At 64.4% G+C, this 22,613-nt stretch carries 17 protein-coding genes and 1 riboswitch; of the genes, 2 read left to right on the top strand and 15 right to left on the bottom strand.

Features of this window, described 5'->3' with window-relative positions; all coding sequences use genetic code 11:
* Positions 1-15 precede the first annotated feature (15 nt).
* From rpmA to ABIB45_RS02090, 4 genes are all read right to left on the bottom strand, one after another.
* Positions 16-279: a 50S ribosomal protein L27 gene (rpmA, locus tag ABIB45_RS02105; protein ID WP_009372867.1), complete on the bottom strand. Its 264-nt coding sequence runs from the start codon at positions 277-279 to the stop codon at positions 16-18.
* A gap of 60 nt (positions 280-339) precedes the next feature.
* A complete protein-coding gene (gene rplU, locus ABIB45_RS02100) occupies positions 340-648 on the bottom strand; it encodes a 50S ribosomal protein L21 (RefSeq protein ID WP_164206145.1) in 309 nt (102 codons plus the stop codon).
* 272 nt (positions 649-920) lie between these two features.
* Positions 921-2,531 (bottom strand): bifunctional hydroxymethylpyrimidine kinase/phosphomethylpyrimidine kinase, encoded by a 1,611-nt coding sequence (locus ABIB45_RS02095; RefSeq protein ID WP_354214253.1) that lies wholly within the window; start codon positions 2,529-2,531, stop codon positions 921-923.
* Positions 2,514-2,611, bottom strand: a riboswitch (TPP riboswitch). (Overlaps the previous gene by 18 nt.)
* Before the next feature lie 118 nt (positions 2,612-2,729).
* Positions 2,730-6,083, bottom strand: coding sequence for an Rne/Rng family ribonuclease (locus ABIB45_RS02090; RefSeq protein ID WP_354214252.1), 3,354 nt, complete (start codon positions 6,081-6,083; stop codon positions 2,730-2,732).
* Between the two features lie 451 nt (positions 6,084-6,534).
* Between ABIB45_RS02090 and ABIB45_RS02085 the strand changes: the two genes are divergently transcribed.
* Positions 6,535-7,209: a vitamin K epoxide reductase family protein gene (locus tag ABIB45_RS02085; protein WP_354214251.1), complete on the top strand. Its 675-nt coding sequence runs from the start codon at positions 6,535-6,537 to the stop codon at positions 7,207-7,209.
* A gap of 97 nt (positions 7,210-7,306) precedes the next feature.
* Here ABIB45_RS02085 and ndk read toward each other — a convergent pair whose 3' ends face one another.
* The 6 genes from ndk to ABIB45_RS02055 all read right to left on the bottom strand — a co-directional run bounded on the left by ndk (position 7,307) and on the right by ABIB45_RS02055 (position 14,358).
* The gene (gene ndk / locus ABIB45_RS02080) at positions 7,307-7,726 is read right to left on the bottom strand and encodes a nucleoside-diphosphate kinase (RefSeq protein ID WP_354214250.1); all 420 of its coding nucleotides are present in this window, start codon (positions 7,724-7,726) and stop codon (positions 7,307-7,309) included.
* Positions 7,727-7,763: 37 nt separating this feature from the next.
* A complete protein-coding gene (locus tag ABIB45_RS02075) occupies positions 7,764-8,210 on the bottom strand; it encodes a DUF4233 domain-containing protein (RefSeq protein ID WP_354214249.1) in 447 nt (148 codons plus the stop codon).
* Between the two features lie 2 nt (positions 8,211-8,212).
* The gene (locus ABIB45_RS02070; protein ID WP_354214248.1) at positions 8,213-9,571 is read right to left on the bottom strand and encodes a bifunctional folylpolyglutamate synthase/dihydrofolate synthase; all 1,359 of its coding nucleotides are present in this window, start codon (positions 9,569-9,571) and stop codon (positions 8,213-8,215) included.
* A gap of 3 nt (positions 9,572-9,574) precedes the next feature.
* Positions 9,575-12,913: an isoleucine--tRNA ligase gene (ileS, locus tag ABIB45_RS02065; protein WP_354214247.1), complete on the bottom strand. Its 3,339-nt coding sequence runs from the start codon at positions 12,911-12,913 to the stop codon at positions 9,575-9,577.
* 294 nt (positions 12,914-13,207) lie between these two features.
* Positions 13,208-13,543, bottom strand: a complete 336-nt coding sequence (locus ABIB45_RS02060; RefSeq protein ID WP_354214246.1) for a hypothetical protein — start codon at positions 13,541-13,543, stop codon at positions 13,208-13,210.
* Between the two features lie 17 nt (positions 13,544-13,560).
* Positions 13,561-14,358 (bottom strand): SDR family oxidoreductase, encoded by a 798-nt coding sequence (locus tag ABIB45_RS02055; protein WP_354214245.1) that lies wholly within the window; start codon positions 14,356-14,358, stop codon positions 13,561-13,563.
* A 70-nt stretch (positions 14,359-14,428) separates the two neighbouring features.
* Here ABIB45_RS02055 and valS point away from each other — a divergent pair, with 70 nt between their 5' ends.
* Positions 14,429-17,047: a valine--tRNA ligase gene (gene valS, locus ABIB45_RS02050; protein WP_354214244.1), complete on the top strand. Its 2,619-nt coding sequence runs from the start codon at positions 14,429-14,431 to the stop codon at positions 17,045-17,047.
* 385 nt (positions 17,048-17,432) lie between these two features.
* Here valS and ABIB45_RS02045 read toward each other — a convergent pair whose 3' ends face one another.
* The 5 genes from ABIB45_RS02045 to tig form a co-directional block, all read right to left on the bottom strand.
* The gene (locus tag ABIB45_RS02045) at positions 17,433-18,044 is read right to left on the bottom strand and encodes a mycothiol-dependent nitroreductase Rv2466c family protein (RefSeq protein WP_354214243.1); all 612 of its coding nucleotides are present in this window, start codon (positions 18,042-18,044) and stop codon (positions 17,433-17,435) included.
* Between the two features lie 63 nt (positions 18,045-18,107).
* The gene (clpX, locus tag ABIB45_RS02040; RefSeq protein ID WP_354214242.1) at positions 18,108-19,388 is read right to left on the bottom strand and encodes an ATP-dependent Clp protease ATP-binding subunit ClpX; all 1,281 of its coding nucleotides are present in this window, start codon (positions 19,386-19,388) and stop codon (positions 18,108-18,110) included.
* Positions 19,389-19,568: 180 nt separating this feature from the next.
* On the bottom strand, positions 19,569-20,228 hold the full coding sequence (locus tag ABIB45_RS02035) for an ATP-dependent Clp protease proteolytic subunit (RefSeq protein WP_190988153.1): 660 nt from the start codon (positions 20,226-20,228) through the stop codon (positions 19,569-19,571).
* 38 nt (positions 20,229-20,266) lie between these two features.
* On the bottom strand, positions 20,267-20,890 hold the full coding sequence (locus tag ABIB45_RS02030) for an ATP-dependent Clp protease proteolytic subunit (protein ID WP_354214420.1): 624 nt from the start codon (positions 20,888-20,890) through the stop codon (positions 20,267-20,269).
* 250 nt (positions 20,891-21,140) lie between these two features.
* A complete protein-coding gene (gene tig, locus ABIB45_RS02025) occupies positions 21,141-22,544 on the bottom strand; it encodes a trigger factor (RefSeq protein WP_354214241.1) in 1,404 nt (467 codons plus the stop codon).
* Positions 22,545-22,613 lie beyond the last annotated feature (69 nt).

Below are 22,613 nucleotides of genomic sequence, written 5' to 3'. Positions count from 1 at the left end.
CTTCAGAACTATTTGTTACTCTGCGGCTGCAGCAGCAACGATGTTGACGACGCGGCGACCGCGGCGGGTGCCGAATTCGACGGCTCCCGGGGTCAGTGCGAACAGGGTGTCGTCGCCGCCACGGCCGACGCCGGCGCCCGGGTGGAAGTGGGTGCCACGCTGGCGGACGATGATCTCGCCGGCGGAAACTACCTGGCCGCCGAAGCGCTTCACGCCGAGGTACTGGGCGTTGGAGTCACGACCGTTGCGAGTGGAACTCGCGCCTTTTTTATGTGCCATTTGAAATGCCTGCCTCTAAATTCTGGGGAATCTGCTGAAAACCTGAACAGTAACGGGTGGTTACTTGATACCAGTGATCTTGACCTTGGTCAGTTCCTGACGGTGACCCTGGCGCTTCTTGTAACCGGTCTTGTTCTTGAACTTCTGGATGACGATCTTCGGACCACGGAGGTCATCGAGGATCTCAGCCGTGACAGTTACCTTAGCCAGGTCCGCAGCGGCGGAGGTGACCTTGTCACCGTCTACCAGGAGCAGTGCGGGCAGCTGAATGGTGCTGCCGGCTCCACCGGGGACGCGGTTCATAGTAACGAAGTCTCCAACGGAAACCTTCTCTTGGCGGCCGCCTGCGCGGACAATCGCGTACACCACTTGGGAACTCACTTCTCTCGACGTTTATTACTAGATTTGCGTGCGGAACCTGGGCCATTTATTGACTGGGTTCCCGCTGTGCCTCAACGCCGTGGGGTCGTAACCCAAGTGTTGGCGTAAGCACCGAAGATCTAGAATACGCTAATTTTGCCTTCGGCCGCAAATGAGGCTGGTTACGGCCGAATGTCTGTGATAGGCACCACTAGTGGGGACAACACTGACAATTCAGAACCGTGCCCGATTATCCTACCGGCGGCGGCGGCCACAGCCGCTCAGGCGTGCAGGCGCGGCGCGTCGAAAAACTCCACTTCGAAACGGCTTGAGTGCGTGAACGCCTCTATCATCGCTGCCCGCTCATCCGCGGCTGCCTTCCGTCCGGCGTCATCAACCAAGGCGATCGCTTCGCGGGTGGCCTGCGCGAAGCCCTCGTCCGCGTACGTCCGAAGCCATTCGGCATATGGGTGTGCCGGCGGTGCCCCGGCCGCCAGGAACTGGGCGTGGAGCGTTTCTCCCACCTCGGCGTACAGCCAGAAGCAAGGCAGGAGAGCTGCAACCAGCACTCCGTAGCTGCCGGCGGCTGAGGTTGCCAACAGGTGGTCCACATACGACTTGGTGACCGGGCCAAGGACGGGTTCTACCGTGCGCGTACTGAGCCAGTTGCGGTGCAGTTCCGATTCGACCTCGAGGCACTGCTGGGCTGACCGGGCCCAGAACAGCTGCGCGGCTTCCGTCGGCGCCAGCGCACTGGCGCGGGCAAGCACACGTGAGTAGCCGTTAAGGTAGATAGCGTCCTGGGCGAGGTAGTAGGCGAACTGCTCTTCCGCCAGCGTGCCGGCAGCCAGCGCCCGGATGAATTCCAGCCCGTAAATGACTGCCAGGTCCGGGGCCGCCGCCCGGCGAAGCGCGGCAGCGAATTCCCCGGGGGCGGGAGCCTGCTCCAGGTGGTGGAAGTGGTGGATGGGGCCGTTGCCTTCGCCTACCTCCAGCTGACCGGAAGCCTGCAGAGCACCGCGGAGCCACGGCTTCACCTGCCGCAGCGAGGCTTCCCAGTCACCCAGCCGGGCCTGCGCCGTAGCCATGGCCGAGGACAGTGAGCAGCCGGTGCCGTGGCTGTTGCGGGTGGGGATCCTGTCTCCAGTCACTTCCACTACCGGCCGGGTGAGCAGTCCGCGTGCGTTAATCAGGGCATCCGGGCACGCATCGCCGTCGAGATGGCCTCCCTTGACCAGGATGGTGGCGCCCGTGGCCGCGGCCAGCCGCTTCCCCTGCTCCAGCGCGTCCGGCCAGTTCCGCACCTGCGGCTCCCCCACCAGGATGGCGAGCTCCGCGAGGTTGGGCGTGATCAGGTCCGCGAGCGGCAGCAGGTCCAGCAGGGCAGCCTCCGCCGATTCCTTCAGCAGTCGGTCCCCACTCGTGGCCACCATCACCGGATCCAGAACCACGACGGCGGGGCGCACCTTCTCCAGCCAGCTGCGGACCACGTCAATCACCTCCACACTGCCCAGCATGCCGATTTTGACGGCGTCGATGGCAATGTCATCGCTGACGGCATCAAGCTGCTGGGCCAGGAAGCCAGCGGGCGGCACATGGACCCCTTGGACGCCGCGGGTGTTCTGCACGGTCAACGCGGTGATGGCTGCCATGCCGTAACCGCCCAGGGCGGCAATGCTCTTGAGGTCGGCCTGGATGCCCGCGCCACCGGACGGATCCGATCCGGCAATGGACAGCACCCGCGGAGTATGCCGCAGCACGTCCACCGCATTGGAAGGCCCACGTGCCGGATGCACCGTGGCAAGGGCAGGCGGCGTTTCGGATGCTGCCGCCGTTTCGGGAGTGGCGGCAGATACGGAAGGTAGAACGTGGGTTGAAGCCATAGGGGACATTCCTTCGCCGGTGCTAACCGGACAGGTTCAACGGGTCTGGATCTCAGCCGGCTCTCTGCGCGGCACCCCGTGTCAGTACCCAACACTAGCGTTTCCCATAAGACACCGTTTTAGATGAACCCCACAAACGCGGAATGCCCGGGCACTCCACCGATGAGTGAAGTGTCCGGGCAATCTGGCCGATGTCCTTGCGAAAGGTCAGAGTTCCGAAGCAGGAACCCCTACGCCCAGGATGATGGGTGCGCTGGTGTCTGCCGGTTTGGCAGCGGCAGGAGCCTGGGTGAGCTCCGGAGCCTTAGCGGCATGGGTATGGCCTGCGGACTCAACCGGCACCGCTTCGTGGTGCTCCACCGTGGTGGCGTTAGCTGCGCCCTGGGCACGGCTGGCACTGCGGTTGCGCCGCGGGCGGCGGGTACGGGTCTGCTCGGTGTGGTCGGAGTAGTCCTTCTCCACCGCGGCAGGAGCCTGACGGACAGGAGCCGCGGCCGGCTGGCGTGCCGCCGGCTGGCTCTGGGTCTGCTCGCCCGCGGCCTGAGCGCTCTCCGTCGGCATGGCTTCTGCAACAGGTGCCGGCACGCCAAGCTTGGCGAAGGCCTCCGTGAGCCTGTCCAGTGTCAGGGCCGGGGCCTGCGGCTGATCCTCGTGGTGCTCCACGAAGGGCAGCACCACCTGCTCGCCGCCGAAAGTCAGCACAGCGGCCGGGCGGCCGGCGTTGTCGGTCTCGGACCGTTCTACCGGTGCATGAGCCGGGGCCGCCGCGCCGGAAGCATTACCCCCGGCTGCTGAGGCGTGGGCCACTTCGTCGTCGTGCAGGTGCGCGGCATGGGCGGCGGCTGCAATGTTGGCAAGGGCTGCCCTGGTGGCCTCCGCCTTGGCGTGGCGCTCGGCGTCGCTGGGATCCGGGTGGACCGTGTGGATCTGCACCGGAGCTGCCGGGGCCATCTCGAGGGGTTGGCCGCCGCGGCCGCGGCGGCGCTTCCTGTCCGTCCGGCCGCCCTGCTGGGCGTCCGGGCGCTGGGCGTCGCTACGCTGGCTGTCGATCCGCTGGGTGTCGGGTCGGCTGTCCACACGCTGCACATGGTGCTCCGCGGCGACGGTGTTGGCGCGGCGGTGCTCCACGGGGTCGTCGTGGGTGACGATTCCGCGGCCGGCGCACGTTTCGCACTGCTCGCCGAAGACTTCCAGGAGCCCGGTACCCATGCGCTTGCGCGTCATCTGGACCAAACCGAGGGAGGTCACTTCGGCCACCTGGTGCTTGGTGCGGTCACGGCCAAGGCATTCCACCATACGGCGGAGCACCAGATCGCGGTTGGACTCAAGGACCATGTCGATGAAGTCGATGACGATGATGCCGCCGATGTCGCGAAGCCGGAGCTGCCGGACCACTTCTTCGGCCGCTTCGAGGTTGTTCTTGGTGACAGTTTCCTCGAGGTTGCCGCCGCTGCCCGTGAATTTTCCGGTGTTGACGTCCACTACGGTCATGGCTTCGGTGCGGTCGATGACCAGCGAGCCGCCGGAGGGCAGGAAGACCTTGCGTTCCAGCGCCTTGTGGATCTGTTCGTCGATCCGCCACGCGGCGAAGATGTCCTGATCCTTGGTCCACTTTTCCAGGCGGCCCACCAGATCCGGGGCAACGTATGTGACGTAGGCCTCGATGGTGTCCCAGGCTTCCTCACCGGAGACGATCAGCTTGGAGAAGTCCTCGTTGAAGACGTCACGGACCACCTTGATGGTGAGATCTGGTTCGCCGTAGAGAAGTTCCGGGGCCAGGATCTTGGTGGACGTGGACTGGCTTTCGATGCCCTCCCACTGCGCCCGCAGCCGGTTGATGTCATGCGTGAGTTCCTCTTCGGAAGCACCTTCTGCAGCGGTACGGACGATCACGCCGGCGTGCTCGGGCAGGCGGTCCTTGAGGATGCGCTTGAGGCGGTTGCGTTCGACGTCGGGCAGCTTGCGGGAGATGCCGGTCATGGAGCCGCCAGGCACATACACGAGGTAACGGCCCGGGAGGGAAATCTGGCTGGTCAGGCGCGCGCCCTTGTGGCCCACCGGATCCTTGGTGACCTGGACCAGGACGGTGTCGCCGGACTTCAGCGCGTTTTCGATCCGGCGCTGCTTGCCTTCGAGGTTCACGGATTCCCAGTTCACTTCGCCGGCGTACAGCACGGCATTGCGCCCGCGTCCGATGTCAACGAATGCCGCTTCCATGGAGGGCAGGACGTTCTGCACCTTGCCGAGGTAGACGTTGCCGATCAGGGAGTCCTGCTGGGTCTTGGAGACGAAGTGCTCCGCCAGGACGCCGTCTTCGAGGACGCCGATCTGGATTCTGTCGTCGCGCTGGCGGACGATCATCTGGCGGTCCACTGATTCACGGCGGGCCAGGAACTCAGCTTCGGTGATAACCGTGCGGCGACGGCCGGTGTCGCGGGATTCGCGGCGGCGCTGCTTCTTTGCTTCGAGCCTGGTGGAGCCCTTGACGCTGGTCACCCGGTTGTTGACTGCGGGTTCACTGGCCGCACGCGGCGCGCGGACGCGCGTCACTGTGTTGGGCGGATCGTCATCCCCGCCTCCGGTCAGTTCAAGATCCTGGTCACCGCGGCGGCGGCGACGGCGACGGCGGGACGTTACGCCTTCATCGGCCTGGCCGGCGGATTCTTCATCGTCCTCTGCGGCACCGTCCTGGTCGCCGTCGGCGCCGTCGGCGTCGCCGTCGTCGGCGTCGTTTTCACCGGTGCGGCTACGCCCGCGGCGGCCACGGCTACGGCGCCTGCTGCGGCTGTTGGCGACGTCCGCGTCGCCTTCTTCGGCGTCGTCCTCTTCCGTTTCTTCCGCAGCAGCGGCGGGAGCAGGCCGGACAACAGTGGTCAGGTCGGGCGCCTGGAAGAGCACCGACGTTGCCGAACCCGGTTCCAGGAACAGCGAACCGAAGGGGCTGGCAGGCCCGGCGGCGACCGCCTCCTCCGCCGAAGCGGCGGCCTGGGCCTGGGTAGCGGAAGCAGCGGCGGGGGCTGCTGCAGGGGTTGCGTCGGAAGCAGCGGCTTCGGGGGCTGCAACAACTTCGTGGGCTACACCAACAGGGGCCGCAGCGGCGGGGGCTGCTGCAGGGGTTGCTTCGGAAGCAGCGGCTTCGGGGGCTGCAACGGCCGGCGCTGAGGTCTTGCGGGTGGCAACGCGACGGCGGCGGACGGGCTTCGCGTCGGCTTCAACCTCCGTGGCCGCGGCTGCAGACTCGGCCGAAACAGACGGGACTATCTCCCCGGCGGCGGATGCCTCGGTAGCGTCGACGGCGAAGACGGGCAGCGGCTCGGCGGCCTCTGGCTTCTTGCGGGCGCGCGTCCGGCGAATGGGGGCACTGGTTTCCGGTGCGGCGTCGCCAAATGCTTCGCCGCCGGCGGTCCCCGCGACAGCTTCAGTCAGGGCAGCGGCGTCGGCGGCACCATCGGCCACCTTCGGCGCTGCTTTTCGCCGGGTCCTGGTAACTCTCTTGGGCGCCTCGGCGGCATCCGGGGCCACTGCTTCAACATCAACGGCTGGTACTTGTTCATTTTCCATATGTGGCAACACTCCTGCCCCTGACGCACCGCCACATCCGGCACCCATCGGGCATATATTGTCAAAACCCGCGGGCGTTGACAGAAGTCAAGTGGATACTCCCAGGTTCGCACCGGCATTGGGGTGCGGCAGCCCGTGGGAGCCGTCGGCTGTGTCCTGAAACCCGTTGTTCTACACGCCACAACCAGGTGCCGACCAATGGAGTCGCGGGAAGCCGGATCAGAGGATCCGATGCCTGCCCTGCTCATCATTGGCGGTCTTGAAACAAGCCACCGGACCGGAGTCCGAATGTGGGTCGGCCTCCAGCCACGTTCATTCTCTCACACCCGGGCTCAAAGGCTGCGGAAGCAGTGGGTTAATGATCTGCGGACGTTGGCGTTCGCTGGACAACCCCAACAGGTACCGGCGATACAATCGGGCAAGGAGCACCCGAAGCAAAGGACGCCACACCATGCCCGCCATTTCCTCCGACGGCACCGGCTCGCCGGCCGTCTCCCCCACGGCAGGGACGTTGACCGCGACGCCCGCCACTGTGCCGCCCATGGCCACCAGCCGGCCGCTCGGCTGGCTCATGGTCATGACCGGGGTCATCGGCTGGCTCGCCTCGGGAACGCTGGTCCTGGAAAAGCTCGAGGTCCTCAAGGATCCGAACCACACCACCGTGTGCGATGTGAATCCCTGGATCTCCTGCGGGCAGGTGATGCAAACCTGGCAGAGCTCGTTGTTCGGGTTCCCCAACATGTTTATTGGCATTGCGGCGTTCGCCATCGTCATCACCGTGGGCATGGCCCTGCTGTCCGGCGCCACGTTCGCCCTCTGGTACTGGGCTGGGCTCCAGGCCGGCGTCACCCTGGGTTTCGCGTTTGTGGTGTGGTTGTGGTCCCAGGCCCTGTACTCCATCCACATCCTCTGCCCGTTCTGCATGATCGTCTGGGCCGCCATGATCCCCCTGTTCGTCTGGGTGACTATCCGGAACATCTCCCACGGCGTTATCCCGGTTACCGTGCGCGCGGCCCGTGTCCTGGGAGATTCGGGCTGGATCATCACTGCGCTGATCTACGTGGCGGTCATCGCCACCATCTTCTTCGCGTTCATCCAGGTGTTTGCCGGAACCTCAGGCTTCTAGGGGCGGTTCAAACAGCATCGAGGTGACACTTCAGGCCAATGTCCGCGTGGGACATTGGCCTTACGTGTCACCTCGATGAGGCGGGTTGGTTCAGATCCTAGCCCTGGAACCAGATTTTGATCTCGCGTTCTGCCGAGTCGACGGAATCGGAGCCGTGGACCAGGTTCTGCTGGACCTTAAGGCCCCAGTCGCGGCCGAAGTCGCCCCGGATGGTGCCGGGGGCGGCCGTGGTGGGATCGGTGGTTCCCGCAAGGGAGCGGAAGCCTTCAATGACACGGTGGCCTTTGAAGATCGCGGCAACTACCGGGCCGCTGAGCATGAAGTCAACGAGGGGCTCGTAGAACGGCTTGCCCGCGTGCTCCTCGTAGTGCTGCTCCAGAAGCTCGCGGCTGGCGTCAACCTTCTTGAGCTCGGCGAGGGTGTAACCCTTGGCCTCGATGCGGCTGAGGATGGCGCCGCTGAGGTTGCGGGCCACGCCGTCGGGCTTAATCAAAACGAGGGTGCGCTCAATGCTCACAGTTGCTCCAATGTGTTGGTGGGGTTTCGGGACAATTCTACGAGGCCGGCGGGGTGTCGCCGTGCGCCGCGTTCCATTCGGCCTGTTGGCGTTCACGCTGCACGGACTCCGAGTCGATCCGGATGCCGGTGCGGATCCCGTACCACCAGGCGAGGCCGAACAGGGCGCCCACCAGGAACATCATGGGCTCAACGATGCCGGTAAGGATCAGCACGATCTGCAGGATCCAGCCCAGCCCCACGCCCCATGGCCTGGAAAGCACGGCGCAGGCGAAGATCATGACCAGGCTGAGGGCGATGCCCACCCCTAGGATCAGGGCCGGCGGAATTTCCCCCCGCTTGAGTCCAAACACGGCCAGGGTGGCAAAGAAGACCACAAACGCCTCGAGCAACAGCACCGTGGAGGCAAACATCACCTTGGTGGAACGGCGCTTCTTGGGCATCCCCGGGCGCCATTCACGCTGGGCTTTGGTCAGCTTGGCCATGGCTAGGCCTCCGTCTTTCCGAGCAGGATCCGCGCTTCTGCCACAAGGGTGATGGAACCAGTTACCAGCACGCCGCCGGACAGGTCATCGTTGGCTTCGGCGCGTTCGACGGCCCACTCCAGCGCGTCGTCGAGCTTCTCCGCGATGTGGATGTTGTCTTCCCCGAAGCCCATCTCCACGGCCAGTTCTGCGAGTTCGGCCGCAGGCACGGCGCGCGGGGAGTTGGACTGGGTGAAGCAGTATTCCTCGGCAACGTCTCCCAGGGATTCCTTAAGCTGGCGCAGGATTTCTTCCGCATCCTTCTCCTTGAGGACCCCCACTACCGGCACCAGCCGGGTAAAGCTGAAGGCCTCCTGGATGGCCTCGGCCGAAACCCGGATGCCGTCCGGGTTGTGGGCGGCGTCCACGATGATAGTGGGAGCTGTCCGCACAACTTCAAGCCTGCCCGGGGATGTGACTGACGCGAACGCTTCCTGGAGCACCTCGGCGTCGAGTTCCTTTTCGCCGCCGAAGAACGCCTCGAGGGCGGCCACGGCCACGGCCGCGTTCTGTGCCTGGTGCGCGCCGTGCAGCGGGAGCAGCAGTTCGGGATACCGGCCGGCGATGCCCTGGATGCTGACTACCTGGCCGCCCACGGCAACCGTCCGGGACTCGACGCCAAACTCCACACCTTCAAACCGGAACGGGACTTCAACTTCCTTGGCTTTCTCGAGCAGCACCTGCGCAGCATCCACAGGCTGCGCCGCACTGATGAGGAAACCGCCGGGCTTGATGATGCCGGCCTTTTCATAAGCGATTTCTTCAGTGGTGTCGCCCAGCAGGTCCGTGTGGTCCAGTGAGATGGGCGTGACCACCGAGACCTGGCCGTCACCCACATTGGTGGCGTCCGTAATGCCGCCCAGGCCCACTTCGATGACTGCCACGTTGACGGGTTGGTCCGCGAAGATGGCGAAGCCCAGGATGGTCAGGCATTCAAAGTACGTCAGCCGCGGCTGGCCCTCGGCTTCAAGTTCGTTGTCCACCATCTGCAGGTACGGCCGGATCTCGTCCCAGATCCGCACAAAGGTTTCGTCCGGGACGGGGTGGCCGTCGATGCTGATCCGTTCGGTGACCTTGGACAGGTGCGGGCTGGTGTACCGGCCCGTGCTGAGACCATGGGCACGCAGCCCGGCCTCGATCATCCGGGCCGTGGAGGTCTTCCCGTTGGTGCCGGTGACGTGAATGATCGGGAACGCCTTGTTGGGCTCCCCCAGCACGTCCATGGCCCGGAACAGCGGCGCCAGGCGTGGTTCCATCTTGTTTTCGGGCGCACGGCCCAGCAGTTCGGCGTAGACACTCTCTACGGAGAATTCGTCGGTCATATCCTAGGCCTCTGTCTTTTCGACGGTGATGCGGGGGTCGCCGGACTCCGCCGGGACGGTGTCCAGGCCAAGGGTCAGGGTCTCGGTCTTGACCAGTTCTGCGTTGGCCAGCAACGCATCAAGCACGGACTGCATGGCAGTCACGGTGGTCCGGATGCGGTCGCTCACGTTCAGCCCGGCGTCCTTACGGGCCTGCTGGATGGCACGGACCATGTCACGCGCAGTCCCTTCTGCTTCAAGCTCGGGAGTGACCTCGGTGTCCAGCACCACAAAGCCGCCGCCGGGCAGGACCGCTACTGCTTTTCTTGCAACGGAAGTACCGCCCTCAGACCCTGCCACCACGGTCTCAAGCGTGTACTCCTGCGGTTCCAGCTCCAGGCCACCGGCCGTGACCACCCCGGAGTCGGTGACTGACCAGTCACCGGACTTGGATCCCTTGATGGCCTGCTGGACGCTCTTGCCCAGGCGGGGCCCGGCAGCGCGTGCGTTGACCACGAGCTTCTGCTCGATGCCGAACTCCTCCGGGGATGCGCTCTCGGCGTCGAGCAGGCGGACTGAACGGATGTTCAGTTCATCGGCGACGACGGCGGCGAAACCTTCCAGCGCATCCGCGCCGGGTGCCACCACGGTCAGTTCCTGCAGCGGCAGGCGGACACGGAGGTTGGCAGCCTTGCGGAGCGAGGATCCGGTGGAGCAGATCTGCTGCACGCGGTCCATGGCCTCCACCAGGGAGGCGTTGGCCGGGAAGAGGTCTGCGTCCGGCCAATCAGCCAGATGCACGGAGCGCCCGCCGGTGAGGCCGCGCCAGATCTCCTCGGAGACCAGTGGGAGCAGGGACGCAGCCACCCGGGAGACGGTCTCCAGCGCCGTGTAGAGCGCGTCGAAGGCCTCCACGTTCTCATCGAAGAAGCGCTGGCGGCTGCGGCGGACGTACCAGTTGGTGAGCATGTCCAGGTAGCTGCGGAGTTCGTCGCAGGCACCGGAGATGTCGTAGCTGTCCAGCTGGGCGGTCATGTTGCGGACCAGGTCGCCGGTGTTAGCCAGCAGGTACTGGTCCAGGGTGTCGGCGTAGCCGTCGTAGCGGAGCTTTGCGTCGTAGCCCTGACCGCCGGACGCGGCGTTGGTGTACAGCGTGAAGAAGCTGTACACGTTCCACAGAGGCAGGATGACCTGGCGGACGCCGTCGCGGATGCCCTGCTCGGTGACCACGAGGTTTCCGCCGCGCAGGATGGGACTGGACATCAGGAACCAGCGCATGGCGTCGGAGCCGTCACGGTCCAGGACCTCGGACACGTCCGGGTAGTTGCGCAGGCTCTTGGACATTTTCTGGCCGTCCGAGCCCAGCACGATGCCGTGGCTGATGACGTTCCGGAAGGCCGGGCGGTCGAACAGTGCCGTGGACAGGATGTGCAGCATGTAGAACCAGCCGCGGGTCTGCCCGATGTACTCCACGATGAAGTCGGCAGGGTTGTGCGTGTCGAACCAGGCTTCATTTTCGAAGGGGTAGTGGACCTGGCCGTACGGCATGGAGCCGGAGTCGAACCAGACGTCCAGTACGTCCTCGACGCGGCGCATCACGGACTGGCCCTCTTCAGGGGTCCGGGGATCGTCCGGGTTCGGGCGGGCCAGTTCGTCGATGAACGGCCGGTGCAGGTCAACCTGGCCGGCCTTGTTCAGCGGCAGGCGGCCGAAGTCCGCCTCGATCTCGGCGAGTGAGCCGTAGACGTCGGTGCGCGGGAATTCGGGGTCGCTGGACTGCCACACCGGGATGGGGCTGCCCCAGTAGCGGTTGCGGCTGATGGACCAGTCGCGGGCGTTGGCCAGCCATTTGCCGAACTGGCCGTCTTTGACGTTGCCGGGGATCCAGTTGATCTCCTGGTTCAGTTCGGACATCCGGTCCTTGAACTTGGTGACTTCCACGTACCAGGAGGACACCGCGCGGTAGATCAGCGGGTTCCGGCAGCGCCAGCAGTGGGGGTAGCTGTGCTCGTAGCTGGCCTGGCGGACCAGGCGGCCCTGGGCGCGGAGTACCTGGGTGATGGGCTTGTTCGCGTCGAAGACCTGCAGGCCCACGATGTCGTGCAGGTCGCCGTGGCTGAACAGCGGAAGAAACTTGGCGCCTTCGTCCACGGACAGGACCACCGGGATGCCGGCTTCTTCACAGACCTTCTGGTCGTCCTCGCCGTAGGCCGGGGCCTGGTGGACGATGCCGGTGCCGTCGGTGGTGGTGACGTAATCGGCCACCAGGATGCGCCAGGCGTTCTGGGTGCCGAACTTTTCCGTATCGCTGAAGTCATTCCACAGCGGCTGGTACTGCAGGCCTTCAAGTTCGGTTCCGGTGTGGGTGGACGCCACGGCGGCCTCAGCGGCCTCGACGTCGTCATAGCCCAAATCCTTGGCGTACGTGCCGAGGAGGTCCGCGGCCAGCAGGAAGCTGCCGGTGACCGGCGCCTCCGTCGAGGCGGCCTTCACGCCGTTAGGGCCCGCGGGGAGCACTGCGTAGGTGATGGAGGGCCCGACGGCGAGCGCCAGGTTGGTGGGCAGCGTCCAGGGGGTGGTGGTCCAGGCGAGCGCCTGTACCCCGGCGAGCTGCCGGGACAGTTCCGACTCCCCCGCGGTGAGCGGGAACGTGACCGTGACGGTCTGGTCTTGGCGGTTCTTGTAGACGTCATCGTCCATGCGCAGTTCATGGTTGGACAGCGGTGTCTCGTCCTTCCAGCAGTACGGGAGCACGCGGTAGCCGTTATACGTCAGACCCTTTTCGTGCAGCTGCTTGAAGGCCCAAAGGACCGACTCCATGTATTCGACATTGAGGGTTTTGTAATCATTCTCGAAGTCCACCCAGCGGGCCTGGCGGGTGACGTAGCTCTTCCATTCGTCCGCGTACTTCATCACCGAGGCACGGCAGGCGTCGTTGAACTTGTCGATGCCCATGGCTTCGATCTGGGTCTTGTCCGTCATGCCCAGCTGCTTCATGGCTTCCAGTTCGGCGGGCAGACCATGGGTGTCCCAGCCGAAGCGGCGCTCCACCCGGCGGCCGCGCTGGGTCTGGTAGCGGCCTACCAGGTCCTTGGCGTAGCCGGTGAGCAGGTGGCCGTAGTGCGGCAGGCCGTTGGCGAAGGGAGGTCCGTCGTAGAAGACGAATTCGTTGCTGCCGGGTTCGCCGCCGGGGGCGTCGGCGCTGCGCTGGTCGATGCTGGCCTGGAAGGTGCCGTCCTGGTCCCAGTACTTCAGGATGCGCTCTTCGATCTCCGGAAACTTCACGGAGGCGGAGACACCGGCGGCAGCGCCGCTCGAGGCAGTGGCCGAAGGGGAAGCTGAGGCTTTGGGGTAATAGGTCATTCTCGACATCCTGGGTTGAGCTGGTGAACCGTCCGGCCATTGCCGGATGGTTCCGTTCAGGATGCGAGGACGGCTCCTGTGCAGTCCTGGGGACTGTGCGTTCACCGCGGTACCACCTCACTTACCGGCAGTCCACCGGCTCCGCGTAGGAGCTGTTGTTGTGCCGGCCGCTCATTACTGCTGTGACGGGCTTACCCGTCCGGTTCTACTACCACCGGCAGCCAGACAGGGGCGGTCAGTGCGTTCTTCCGGAAGCTCACCGGTGATAGCCGGGTCGAAGCTGCTTCTTCCAGTCTAACGGCCGCTGACCGCCGTCCACCAATCCCGCATATGGCTGAGCAGTGCTAAGTACAGGATCGGAAGTTCCGCTTCTGAAGATTCTACCGACTTCATGCCTATATAGCTGTCCCCATAGCCTTTGACGTACATAAGCGGAACGCCTGCCTTATCGGCCAACTCGGTCTTACGTTGGCTCCGGCGGCGACCTTCAACGTAGCCTTCACTCTTGGCTTCCAGGTCACATACTTCTTTCAGGAGACTGGAAAACGCTGTTGGATCATGGTGGATCTCGGCAGCCAACGCCGCACAAACGTGAGTTTCCCGACTGAAAAGGGCAAACGGACTGGGCACCGAACTTACCTCGGCACTCAACCCTTGCGGATCAGCTTGTGGTTGGCGGCCTGGGCGACGGGCCGGATCACGATCTGGTCCAGGTTGACGTGGTGCGGTGCACTGACGGCGTAGCGGACGACGTCGGCCACGTCCGCGGCGGTGAGGGGCTTCTCCACACCCTGGTAAACCTTCGCGGCGGCACCCTGGTCACCAAGCCTGTTGAGTGCGAACTCCTCTGTGTGGACCAGCCCTGGCGCCACCTCTATGACGCGGAGGTTATGCTCAGCCTCCTCCAGCCGGAGCGCAACGGTGAGGGCGTGCTGGGCAAACTTTGCCGCGTTGTAGCCGGCACCGCCCTCGTAAGCCACCAGTCCGGCTGTTGAGGTCAGGTTCAGCACGGTTCCCTCGCCGTTTGCACGGAGCATCGGCAGGAACGCTCGGGTGAGCTTCATGGTGCCCAGGACGTTGACCCGGTACATCCACTCCCAGTCCTCGGTGTTGGCAGCGCCCACAGGGTCAGCGCCGCGTGCCCCGCCGGCGATATTGATCAGCGTTCCCACCCCGCCGGCTTCCGTGACACGGGCAAGCAGCCTTGCAACGTCGTCGTCCTCGGCGATGTCGGCGGGAATGCCGACTGCGCCGGTCTCGGCTTCCAGCGCAGCCAGCCGCTCGGCGCGGCGCGCCACCGCGAAGACCGTCCATCCCCCGGCCGTCAAGGCGCGGACTGTAGCCTCGCCGATGCCGGTACTGGCGCCGGTAACAACCGCTGCCCTGTTCCCGGTTACAGCTGGAGCATTATTCTCCATTGCCGTTCCGCGTGAATCCTCAGTCATGGCACCACCCTAGCGGCGCTGGCGGCGGTCCTGCACCCGGATGAAGTCCGGACCATGAAACAATTGGCAAATGGCTGAAGACACTCAGGGTACAGACACGCCCTCCACCGCCCCTATCAACGTTCCGGACAAGCCCGCCCTTGAAGGGCTCGAAGCTGCCCTCACGCAGCGCTGGCTTGCCGAAGGGACCTACAAGTTCAACCCGGACACCACCCGGGAGCAGGTCTACTCGATCGACACTCCCCCTCCCACCGCGTCAGGCTCGCTGCACGTGGGGCACATGTTCTCCTTCACCCAGACGGATGTGCTGGCCCGCTACCAGCGCATGATCGGCAAGAACGTGTTCTACCCGATGGGCTGGGATGACAACGGCCTGCCCACCGAACGCCGCGTGCAGAACTACTACGGCGTCCGCTGCGACCCGGCCATCCCGTACAAGGCCGGCTACCGCCCACCGGCGCAGCCCGCCAAGAACCAGCGCGATTTCGACGTCGTCTCGCGCCGCAACTTCATCGAGCTGTGTGAAGAACTGGCTGTGGAGGACGAGAAGGTCTTCGAAAGCCTGTTCCAGCAGCTCGGCCTCTCCGTGGACTGGCAGCTGACCTACCGGACCATCGATGACGCATCCCGTGAAGTCTCCCAGCGCGCCTTCCTGGCAAACCTGGCAGCCGGCGACGCATACATGGCCGAAGCACCCACCCTGTGGGATATCACCTTCCGCACCGCCGTGGCCCAGGCTGAACTCGAAGACCGCGAGGTGGCCGGCGCCTACTACCGGTACCCGTTCTTCACCGAAGACGGCGAGAAGATCTACGTCGAGACCACCCGCCCGGAACTCCTGGCAGCGTGTGCCGCCCTTGTGGCGAACCCCGACGACGAGCGGTACCAGCCGCTGTTCGGCAAGAAAGTAACGTCCCCAGTGTTCGGCGTCGAGGTTGAGGTCAAGCCCCACCCGCTGGCCAAGGCCGACAAGGGCTCCGGAATTGCCATGGTCTGCACCTTCGGTGACCTTACCGACGTCACCTGGTGGCGCGAACTCCAGCTGCCCACCCGCGCCATCGTGGGCCGCGACGGCCGCATCATCGGCGACACCCCGGACTGGATCATCACCGACGCCGGGCGCGCTGCTTTTGAAGCCATCGCCGGCAAGACTGTGTTCAGCGCCAAGGAAACGGTGGTGGAGCTCCTTACGGCCCAGGACCTGATTGACGGCGAACCGAAGAAGATCATGCACCCGGTGAACTTCTACGAAAAGGGCGACAAGCCGCTCGAAGTGGTCACGTCACGCCAGTGGTACTACCGCAACGGCGGCCGCGACGAAGAGCGCCGCGAACGCCTGATCGCCCGCGGCCACGAAATCGACTTCCACCCCGCGTTTATGCGGTCCCGCTTCGAGAACTGGATTTCCGGCCTGAACGGCGACTGGCTCGTCTCACGCCAGCGCTTCTTCGGCGTGCCCATCCCCGTCTGGTACCCGCTGGACGCCGACGGCAACCCGCAGTACGACGCCCCCATTGTTCCCTCCGACCAGCAGCTGCCGGTGGACCCCGCAGCGGACGCCGCGCCCGGCTACGACGAAGCACAGCGCGATGTTCCGGGCGGCTTTACCGGCGACGCCGACATTCTGGATACCTGGGCCACGTCTTCCCTGACGCCCCAGATCGTGGGCGGCTGGAGCCGGGACGAAACCCTTTTCGCGAAGGTGTTCCCGTTTGACCTGCGTCCCCAGGGCCACGACATCATCCGCACCTGGCTCTTCTCCTCGGTTGTCCAGGCCGACGCCCTGCAGAACGCTGCGCCATGGAAACATGCCGCTATCTCGGGCTGGATCCTGGACCCGGACCGGAAGAAGATGTCCAAGTCCAAGGGCAACGTGGTGGTTCCCACCGATGTACTCGACGAATTCGGCTCGGATGCGGTCCGTTACTGGGCCACCTCGGCCAAGCTGGGCGCCGACACGGCATACGAGATCGCACAGATGAAGATTGGCCGCCGGTTGGCCATCAAGCTGCTGAACGCCTCCAAGTTCGTGCTGAACCTTGGTGCCACCGAGAATTCCGTGGTCTCCACGGATCTTTCCGTCCTGACCAATCCCCTGGACCGCGCAGTCCTGGCACAGCTGGCCGACGTGGTGAGACAGTCCACCAAGGCGTTCGAGAACTACGACTATGCCCGCGCCCTGCAGATCACCGAGAGCTTCTTCTGGCAGTTCACGGACGACTATGTGGAGCTCATCAAGGACCGCGCCTATGGTGCCGCCGGCGAAGCTGAGCAAGGATCCGTGCTCGCTGCCCTCGCCACGAGCCTGGACACGCTGCTGCGCCTGTTCGCCCCGTTCCTGCCCTTCGCTACCGAAGAGGTATGGGGCTGGTGGCGCACCGGGTCAGTGCACCGCGCCGAATGGCCCACCGCAGTCGAGGTGGACGGCGACACCACCCTGCTCGCCACCGTGGGAACCGCCCTCAGTGGCGTCCGCAAAGCGAAGTCCGAGGCCAAGGTAAAGCAGCGCACCGAGGTCCTCTCGGCCACCATCACGGCGTCAGAGTCCTTGACTACGCAGCTGAAGGCCGGACTGGGCGACCTGAAGGCAGCGTCCAACGCCCGCGAACTGACCCTGGTGGCCGGCGACGGCGACCTGACCGTCAGCGACGTGGTCCTGGCGGCCCCGGAGGAACAGCCAGCCGTCTGACCGGAGCCGGCCTTGGCCGGGCCCGCATAGCCGGCCCGGCATGGCGGCATCAGCCCGTTTTTGGGCAAAGGGGAAGCCCCATCAGCGTTTTGCCGTTGGTGGGGCTTCGACTTTGCGGCCATCTGGTGACGTCGTGATGGTCTGGCGGGATCCTTGGATTTTCAGGTCTTCCTACCTCGTCACTGGTAGCTTACATCTGACTTTGCCGAAGGCTGCGTCGGATGTATATCACTGAATCTTTGGTTCCTGCGTCCCTCTTCTTTCGAAGGGGGTAAGCTCCATTTTGGTCCCGCCAGCGGGGAAGCGCAAGAGCCCCGGAAGAATTACATGAGAGTAATTCTGCCGGGGCTCGTTGTGTTCGGTACTGCCTTCCGGAAGGCTGGCGTCAGTCGAACTCGGGGCTTTCGCTGCGGCTGCGCTTGATCTCAAAGAAATGCGGGTAGGAGGCAAGTGTGACCGTGGCGTCCCACAACTGTCCTGCCTGCTCGCCGCGCGGGATGCGGGTCAGCACCGGACCGAAGAAAGCCGTGCCGTTGAAGGCCACTACGGGTGTGCCCACGTCCTGGCCCACCAGGGAGATGCCTTCTTCGTGGCTGGCCTTCAGCTGGGTGTCAAAGGCATCCGTAGTGGCAGCGTCCGCGAGGGTGGCCGGAAGTCCGCATTCCGCCAGGGCCTTGCTGATGACAATGCCGAAGTCCTTTTCCCCGCCGAGGTGAATCAGCGTGCCCATGGCGTCGTACAGCGGCTTCACCACCTGGTCACCGTGCTGCTCCTTGGCCGCGATGATGACCCGGACCGGGCCCCACGCCTTGTCCATGAGCTCACGGTAGCCGGCGTCGAGATCGCGGCCCTCGTTGAGAACGGCCAGGCTCATCACGTGCCAGACAGTCTTGATGCTCCGGACTTCCTCTACCTCGCCGATCCAGCGTGACGTGATCCAGGCGAACGGGCACAGCGGATCGAACCAGAAATCGGCCTGGTTTGTGGCTTCAGTCATGCGTCAGTCCTCTGGGTTCGTCAGTGTGTGGGAGCAGGAGTGTGGGAGCGGGTGTGCGGCAGGTCAGGCGGACTTGCGTCGCTTGGTCACGTGCGGAATCAGGGTGGGCTCGGCTTTGCTCAGGACCACGTCCGCGGTGATGACCACGCTGGCCACGTCCTCCCGGCTGGGCAGGTCAAACATGACCGGCAACAGCACTTCCTCCATGATGGCACGCAGGCCACGGGCGCCGGTGCCACGTTCCAGGGCCTGCTCGGCGATGGCATTGAGGGCGTCCTCGTCGAAGACGAGTTCCACGCCGTCGATCTGGAACATCTTCTGGTACTGCTTGACCAGTGCGTTCTTGGGTGTGGAGAGGATCTGGATGAGCGCATCCCGGTCCAGGCTGGAGACCGTGGTGATGACGGGCAGTCGGCCGATGAACTCCGGGATCAGGCCAAACTTCAGGAGGTCTTCAGGCATGACCTCGCCATAGGAGTCCACCTTGTTGCTGACATCGTTGAGCGGGGCGCCGAAGCCGATGCCCTTACGCCCGGAGCGCGAGCCGATGATCTCTTCCAAACCGGCAAAGGCACCGGCCACGATGAACAGCACGTTGGTGGTGTCGATCTGGATGAATTCCTGGTGGGGGTGCTTGCGTCCGCCCTGCGGCGGCACGGATGCAACAGTTCCCTCGAGGATCTTCAGCAGCGCCTGCTGCACGCCTTCACCGGAGACATCACGGGTGATGGACGGGTTCTCGCTCTTGCGCGAAATCTTGTCGATCTCGTCGATGTAGATGATGCCCTGCTCGGCCTTCTTGACGTCGTAGTCCGCTGCCTGGATGAGCTTCAGGAGAATGTTCTCCACGTCCTCACCCACGTAGCCGGCCTCGGTCAGGGCGGTGGCATCGGCAACGGCGAACGGCACATTCAGACGCCGCGCCAGAGTCTGGGCGAGGTACGTTTTGCCACAGCCAGTGGGCCCGATCAGTAGGATGTTGGACTTGGCGATTTCGACGTCGTCGTGGTGGCCGCCGTCGGCGAGGCTGCCGCTTTTCGGGGCGTGGCCGGCCTGGATCCGCTTGTAGTGGTTGTAGACGGCGACGGCGAGAGACCGCTTGGCGGGTTCCTGGCCGATGACATATTCCTGCAGGAAGTCGAAGATTTCACGGGGTTTCGGCAGTTCGAAGCTGCCCAGATCGGCGACTTCCGCGAGCTCTTCCTCAATGATCTCGTTGCAGAGTTCAATGCATTCGTCGCAGATGTAGACACCGGGCCCGGCAATGAGCTTGCGTACCTGCTTCTGGCTCTTTCCGCAGAAAGAACACTTCAGCAGATCCGTGCTCTCGCCAATCCGAGCCATATGTGAACCCCTTTAGTATCTTGCTGCCAGGCAGCTGTGCACCGTTGCTGGAATCGTGGCGGGCCTGGGAGGGCCGGCCGTGACATCTTCCACTCTAGGTCACAATTGCGCGCGAGGGTGGAAAGCGAAGGCCGGTGCGGCCCAAAATTACTGGACCGCACCGGCCGACGAAGAGCCTGGCTACCTGGTGATTGCCTGCGGCTTCATTTTGCGTGAATCGAGCACCTGATCAATGAGGCCGTAATCCAGGGCCTCGGCGGCGGTCAGGATCTTGTCACGCTCAATGTCGTTGTTGACCTGCTCCGGGGTGCGGCCCGAGTGGTGGGCCAGCGTGTCCTCAAGCCAGGAGCGCATGCGCATGACCTCCGCGGCCTGGATCTCAAGGTCCGAGGCCTGCCCGCCCTGGCCGCCGGAGAGAGCCGGCTGGTGGATCAGGACACGGGCGTTGGGCAGCGCCAGGCGCTTGCCCGGGGTGCCTGCTGCGAGGATCACGGCGGCGGCGCTGGCGGCCTGGCCGAGGCACACAGTCTGGATCTCCGGCCGGATATACGTCATGGTGTCGTAGATCGCGGTCATGGCGGTGAAGGAGCCGCCCGGGGAGTTGATGTAGAGCGTGATGTCGCGGTCCGGGTCGGTGGACTCGAGCACCAGCAGCTGTGCCATAACGTCGTCGGCCGAGGCGTCGTCGATCTGGACACCGAGGAAGATGATGCGGTCCTCGAACAGTTTGGTGTACGGGTCCTGGCGCTTGAAGCCGTAGGGCGTGCGCTCTTCGAACTGGGGAAGTACGTAGCGGCTGGTCGGAAGGTTACCGGCAGTCGATCCGAAGTTGTAGGTCATTTTTGTTGCTCCTGATCTGGATGTTCGAAAGTGCCGGGTTACTTCTCGGAGGCCGGCTCGCCGGAGGTGCCGTTGGCGGTTCCGCCACCGCCGGAGACGGAACCGGCGTGGGCCGCGATCTTGTCGAAGAAGCCGTATTCGAGTGCTTCGGTGGCAGTGAACCACTTGTCGCGGTCGTTGTCCTTCAGGATGGTTTCCACGTTCTGGCCGGTCTGGTCTGCAGTCAGTTCGGCCATGACCTTCTTCATGTGCAGGATCAGCTCGGCCTGGATCTTGATGTCCGAGGCCGTACCGCCGATGCCGCCGGAGGGCTGGTGCATCAGGACGCGGGCGTTGGGGGTGGCGTAGCGCTTGCCCTTGGTGCCGGAGGACAGCAGGAACTGGCCCATGGAGGCCGCCAGGCCGGTGGCCACGGTGACGACGTCGTTGGGGATGAACTGCATGGTGTCGTAGATGGCCATGCCTGCGGTGACGGAGCCGCCGGGAGAGTTGATGTAGAGGTAGATGTCCTTTTCCGGGTTCTCGGCGGACAGGAGCAGCAACTGCGAGCAGATGGCGTTCGCGTTGTCGTCACGCACCTCGGAACCCAGCCAGATGATCCGCTCTTTCAGGAGCCGGTTGTAGATGTAGTTGTCCTGGGCGGCCGGATCGACAGTCGCCATCCGGGGGGCCTCTGCGTGCTGTGACATGTGTATTACCTCTCGCTGGTGACGGTGACATCACTGAACTTCACTACTTGGACACTAACCGCTTTGATCACCGATTTGTTCGCCGGAATCGCGCTGTTCGCTGACGGCGCACGATAGCCGGGCAGTGTACGAAGCCGGTCCGTTTAGTGCGGCGCCGTTAACGAGGACAGCCCCCGGACCCGTAGGTCCAGGGGGCTGCCTCAGTCGCACTGCCGGGGGCGTGCTAGAACTTCACTGCTGCCGGGTCATCACTCGGGGTGGCCTCGGTCTCGGCATTGGAGTCCTCAGCAGCGTTCGACGCGGCTTCGCCTTCACCAGCCGGAGCTTCTTCTTCGCCGCCGGGACGGACGAAGTCGCTGAGGTCAACGGCCTTGCCGTCGGAGTCGGTCACGGTTGCCTGGCCGAGAACCACTGCCAGTGCCTTGCGGCGGCGGACCTCGGAAACCATCATGGGGACCTGGCCGCTCTGATCGATGATCTGGGCGAACTGGTTCGGATCCATGCCGTACTGGCTGGCGGTGGAGACGATGTAGTCGATCAGCTCGTTCTGGCTGACGTTGACTTCTTCCTTTTCGGCGATCGCGTCGAGGATGATTTCGTTCTGGAAGGCGCGGGCCGTGTTGGCCTTGACCTCTTCGCGGTGCTCCTCGGTGTCGTGCTCGCCTTCACCGTGGCCGTTGCCCTCCTTGAAGTGGGCTTCGAGCTGCTCTTCAACCACAGAGTCCGGAACCGGAACCTCAACGAGCTCAACGAGCCTGTCCAGGACCTTGTCGCGGGCCTCGACGCCCTGCTCAACAACCTTGGAGTCGGCAGCCTGCTTGGCCAGGTCCTCGCGGAGTTCAGCAAGGGTGTCGAACTCCGACGCCAGCTGGGCGAAGTCGTCGTTGGCCTCGGGGAGCTCGCGCTCCTTGACGGCCTTGAGGACAACCTTCACCTGGGCGGACTCGCCGGCGTGGTCGCCACCAACTAGGGTGGTGTCGAAGATGGCGTCTTCGTCTACGCTCAGGCCGGTGACGGCCTCGTCCAGGCCCTCAAGCATGGTGCCGGCGCCCACCTGGTAGGACAGGCCGGCAGCGGAGTCAACGTCGGCGCCGTCAACCGTGGCGGTGATGTCGATGGTCAGGAAGTCGCCATCGGCAGCCGGGCGGTCCACGGACTTGAGCGTGCCGAAGCGGCCACGCAGTTCGTCCAGTGCCTTGTCGACGTCTTCGTCGGAGGATTCTGCAGCGGCGACCTCGACCTTGATGCCGGCGTAGTCCGGGAGTTCGATCTCGGGCCGGATATCAACCTCGGCGTGGAACTTCAGCTCCCCATCCGTGGACGTGGGGTCCGGAACTTCGGTGATCTCAACCTCAGGACGGCTCAGTGGGCGGATGCCGGATTCCTGCACCGCTGCCTGGTACCAGCCGTTGAGGCCTTCGTTGATGGCCGTCTCCAGGACGTAGCCGCGGCCGACGCGCTGGTCGATCAGCTTGGAGGGGACCTTGCCCTTACGGAAACCAGGAACCTGGATCTGCGAAGCAACAGTCTTGTATGCCTCGTCGATGCTGGGCTTCAGTTCCTTAAAGGGGACCTCAACATTGAGCTTGACCCGCGTGGGGGTGAGGTTCTCGACAGCGCTCTTCACGGTCTAAGTACTCCTGGGATTGTGGGATGGGTATCTGCAACGCAATTGCCCAGGCCATCGGCCCGGGCC

It is taken from the genome of Arthrobacter sp. UYCo732 (genome assembly GCF_040547265.1).
Lineage (GTDB): Bacteria > Actinomycetota > Actinomycetes > Actinomycetales > Micrococcaceae > Arthrobacter.
The sequence above is the reverse complement of the archived record's forward strand: the minus strand, read 5'-3'. Positions and strand labels throughout refer to the sequence as shown.

Coding starts and splice junctions, on each gene's coding strand:
- ABIB45_RS02090 (WP_354214252.1), bottom strand. CDS start 6,083: ATGGAAAATGAACAAGTACCAGCCGTTGATGTTGAAGCAGTGGCCCCG.
- ABIB45_RS02095 (WP_354214253.1), bottom strand. CDS start 2,531: ATGTCCCCTATGGCTTCAACCCACGTTCTACCTTCCGTATCTGCCGCC.
- ABIB45_RS02045 (WP_354214243.1), bottom strand. CDS start 18,044: ATGACTGAAGCCACAAACCAGGCCGATTTCTGGTTCGATCCGCTGTGC.
- rpmA (WP_009372867.1), bottom strand. CDS start 279: ATGGCACATAAAAAAGGCGCGAGTTCCACTCGCAACGGTCGTGACTCC.
- ABIB45_RS02075 (WP_354214249.1), bottom strand. CDS start 8,210: ATGGCCAAGCTGACCAAAGCCCAGCGTGAATGGCGCCCGGGGATGCCC.
- ABIB45_RS02035 (WP_190988153.1), bottom strand. CDS start 20,228: ATGACCTACAACTTCGGATCGACTGCCGGTAACCTTCCGACCAGCCGC.
- ABIB45_RS02085 (WP_354214251.1), top strand. CDS start 6,535: ATGCCCGCCATTTCCTCCGACGGCACCGGCTCGCCGGCCGTCTCCCCC.
- ileS (WP_354214247.1), bottom strand. CDS start 12,913: ATGACCTATTACCCCAAAGCCTCAGCTTCCCCTTCGGCCACTGCCTCG.
- valS (WP_354214244.1), top strand. CDS start 14,429: ATGGCTGAAGACACTCAGGGTACAGACACGCCCTCCACCGCCCCTATC.
- clpX (WP_354214242.1), bottom strand. CDS start 19,388: ATGGCTCGGATTGGCGAGAGCACGGATCTGCTGAAGTGTTCTTTCTGC.
- ABIB45_RS02030 (WP_354214420.1), bottom strand. CDS start 20,890: ATGGCGACTGTCGATCCGGCCGCCCAGGACAACTACATCTACAACCGG.
- ABIB45_RS02055 (WP_354214245.1), bottom strand. CDS start 14,358: ATGACTGAGGATTCACGCGGAACGGCAATGGAGAATAATGCTCCAGCT.
- ABIB45_RS02070 (WP_354214248.1), bottom strand. CDS start 9,571: ATGACCGACGAATTCTCCGTAGAGAGTGTCTACGCCGAACTGCTGGGC.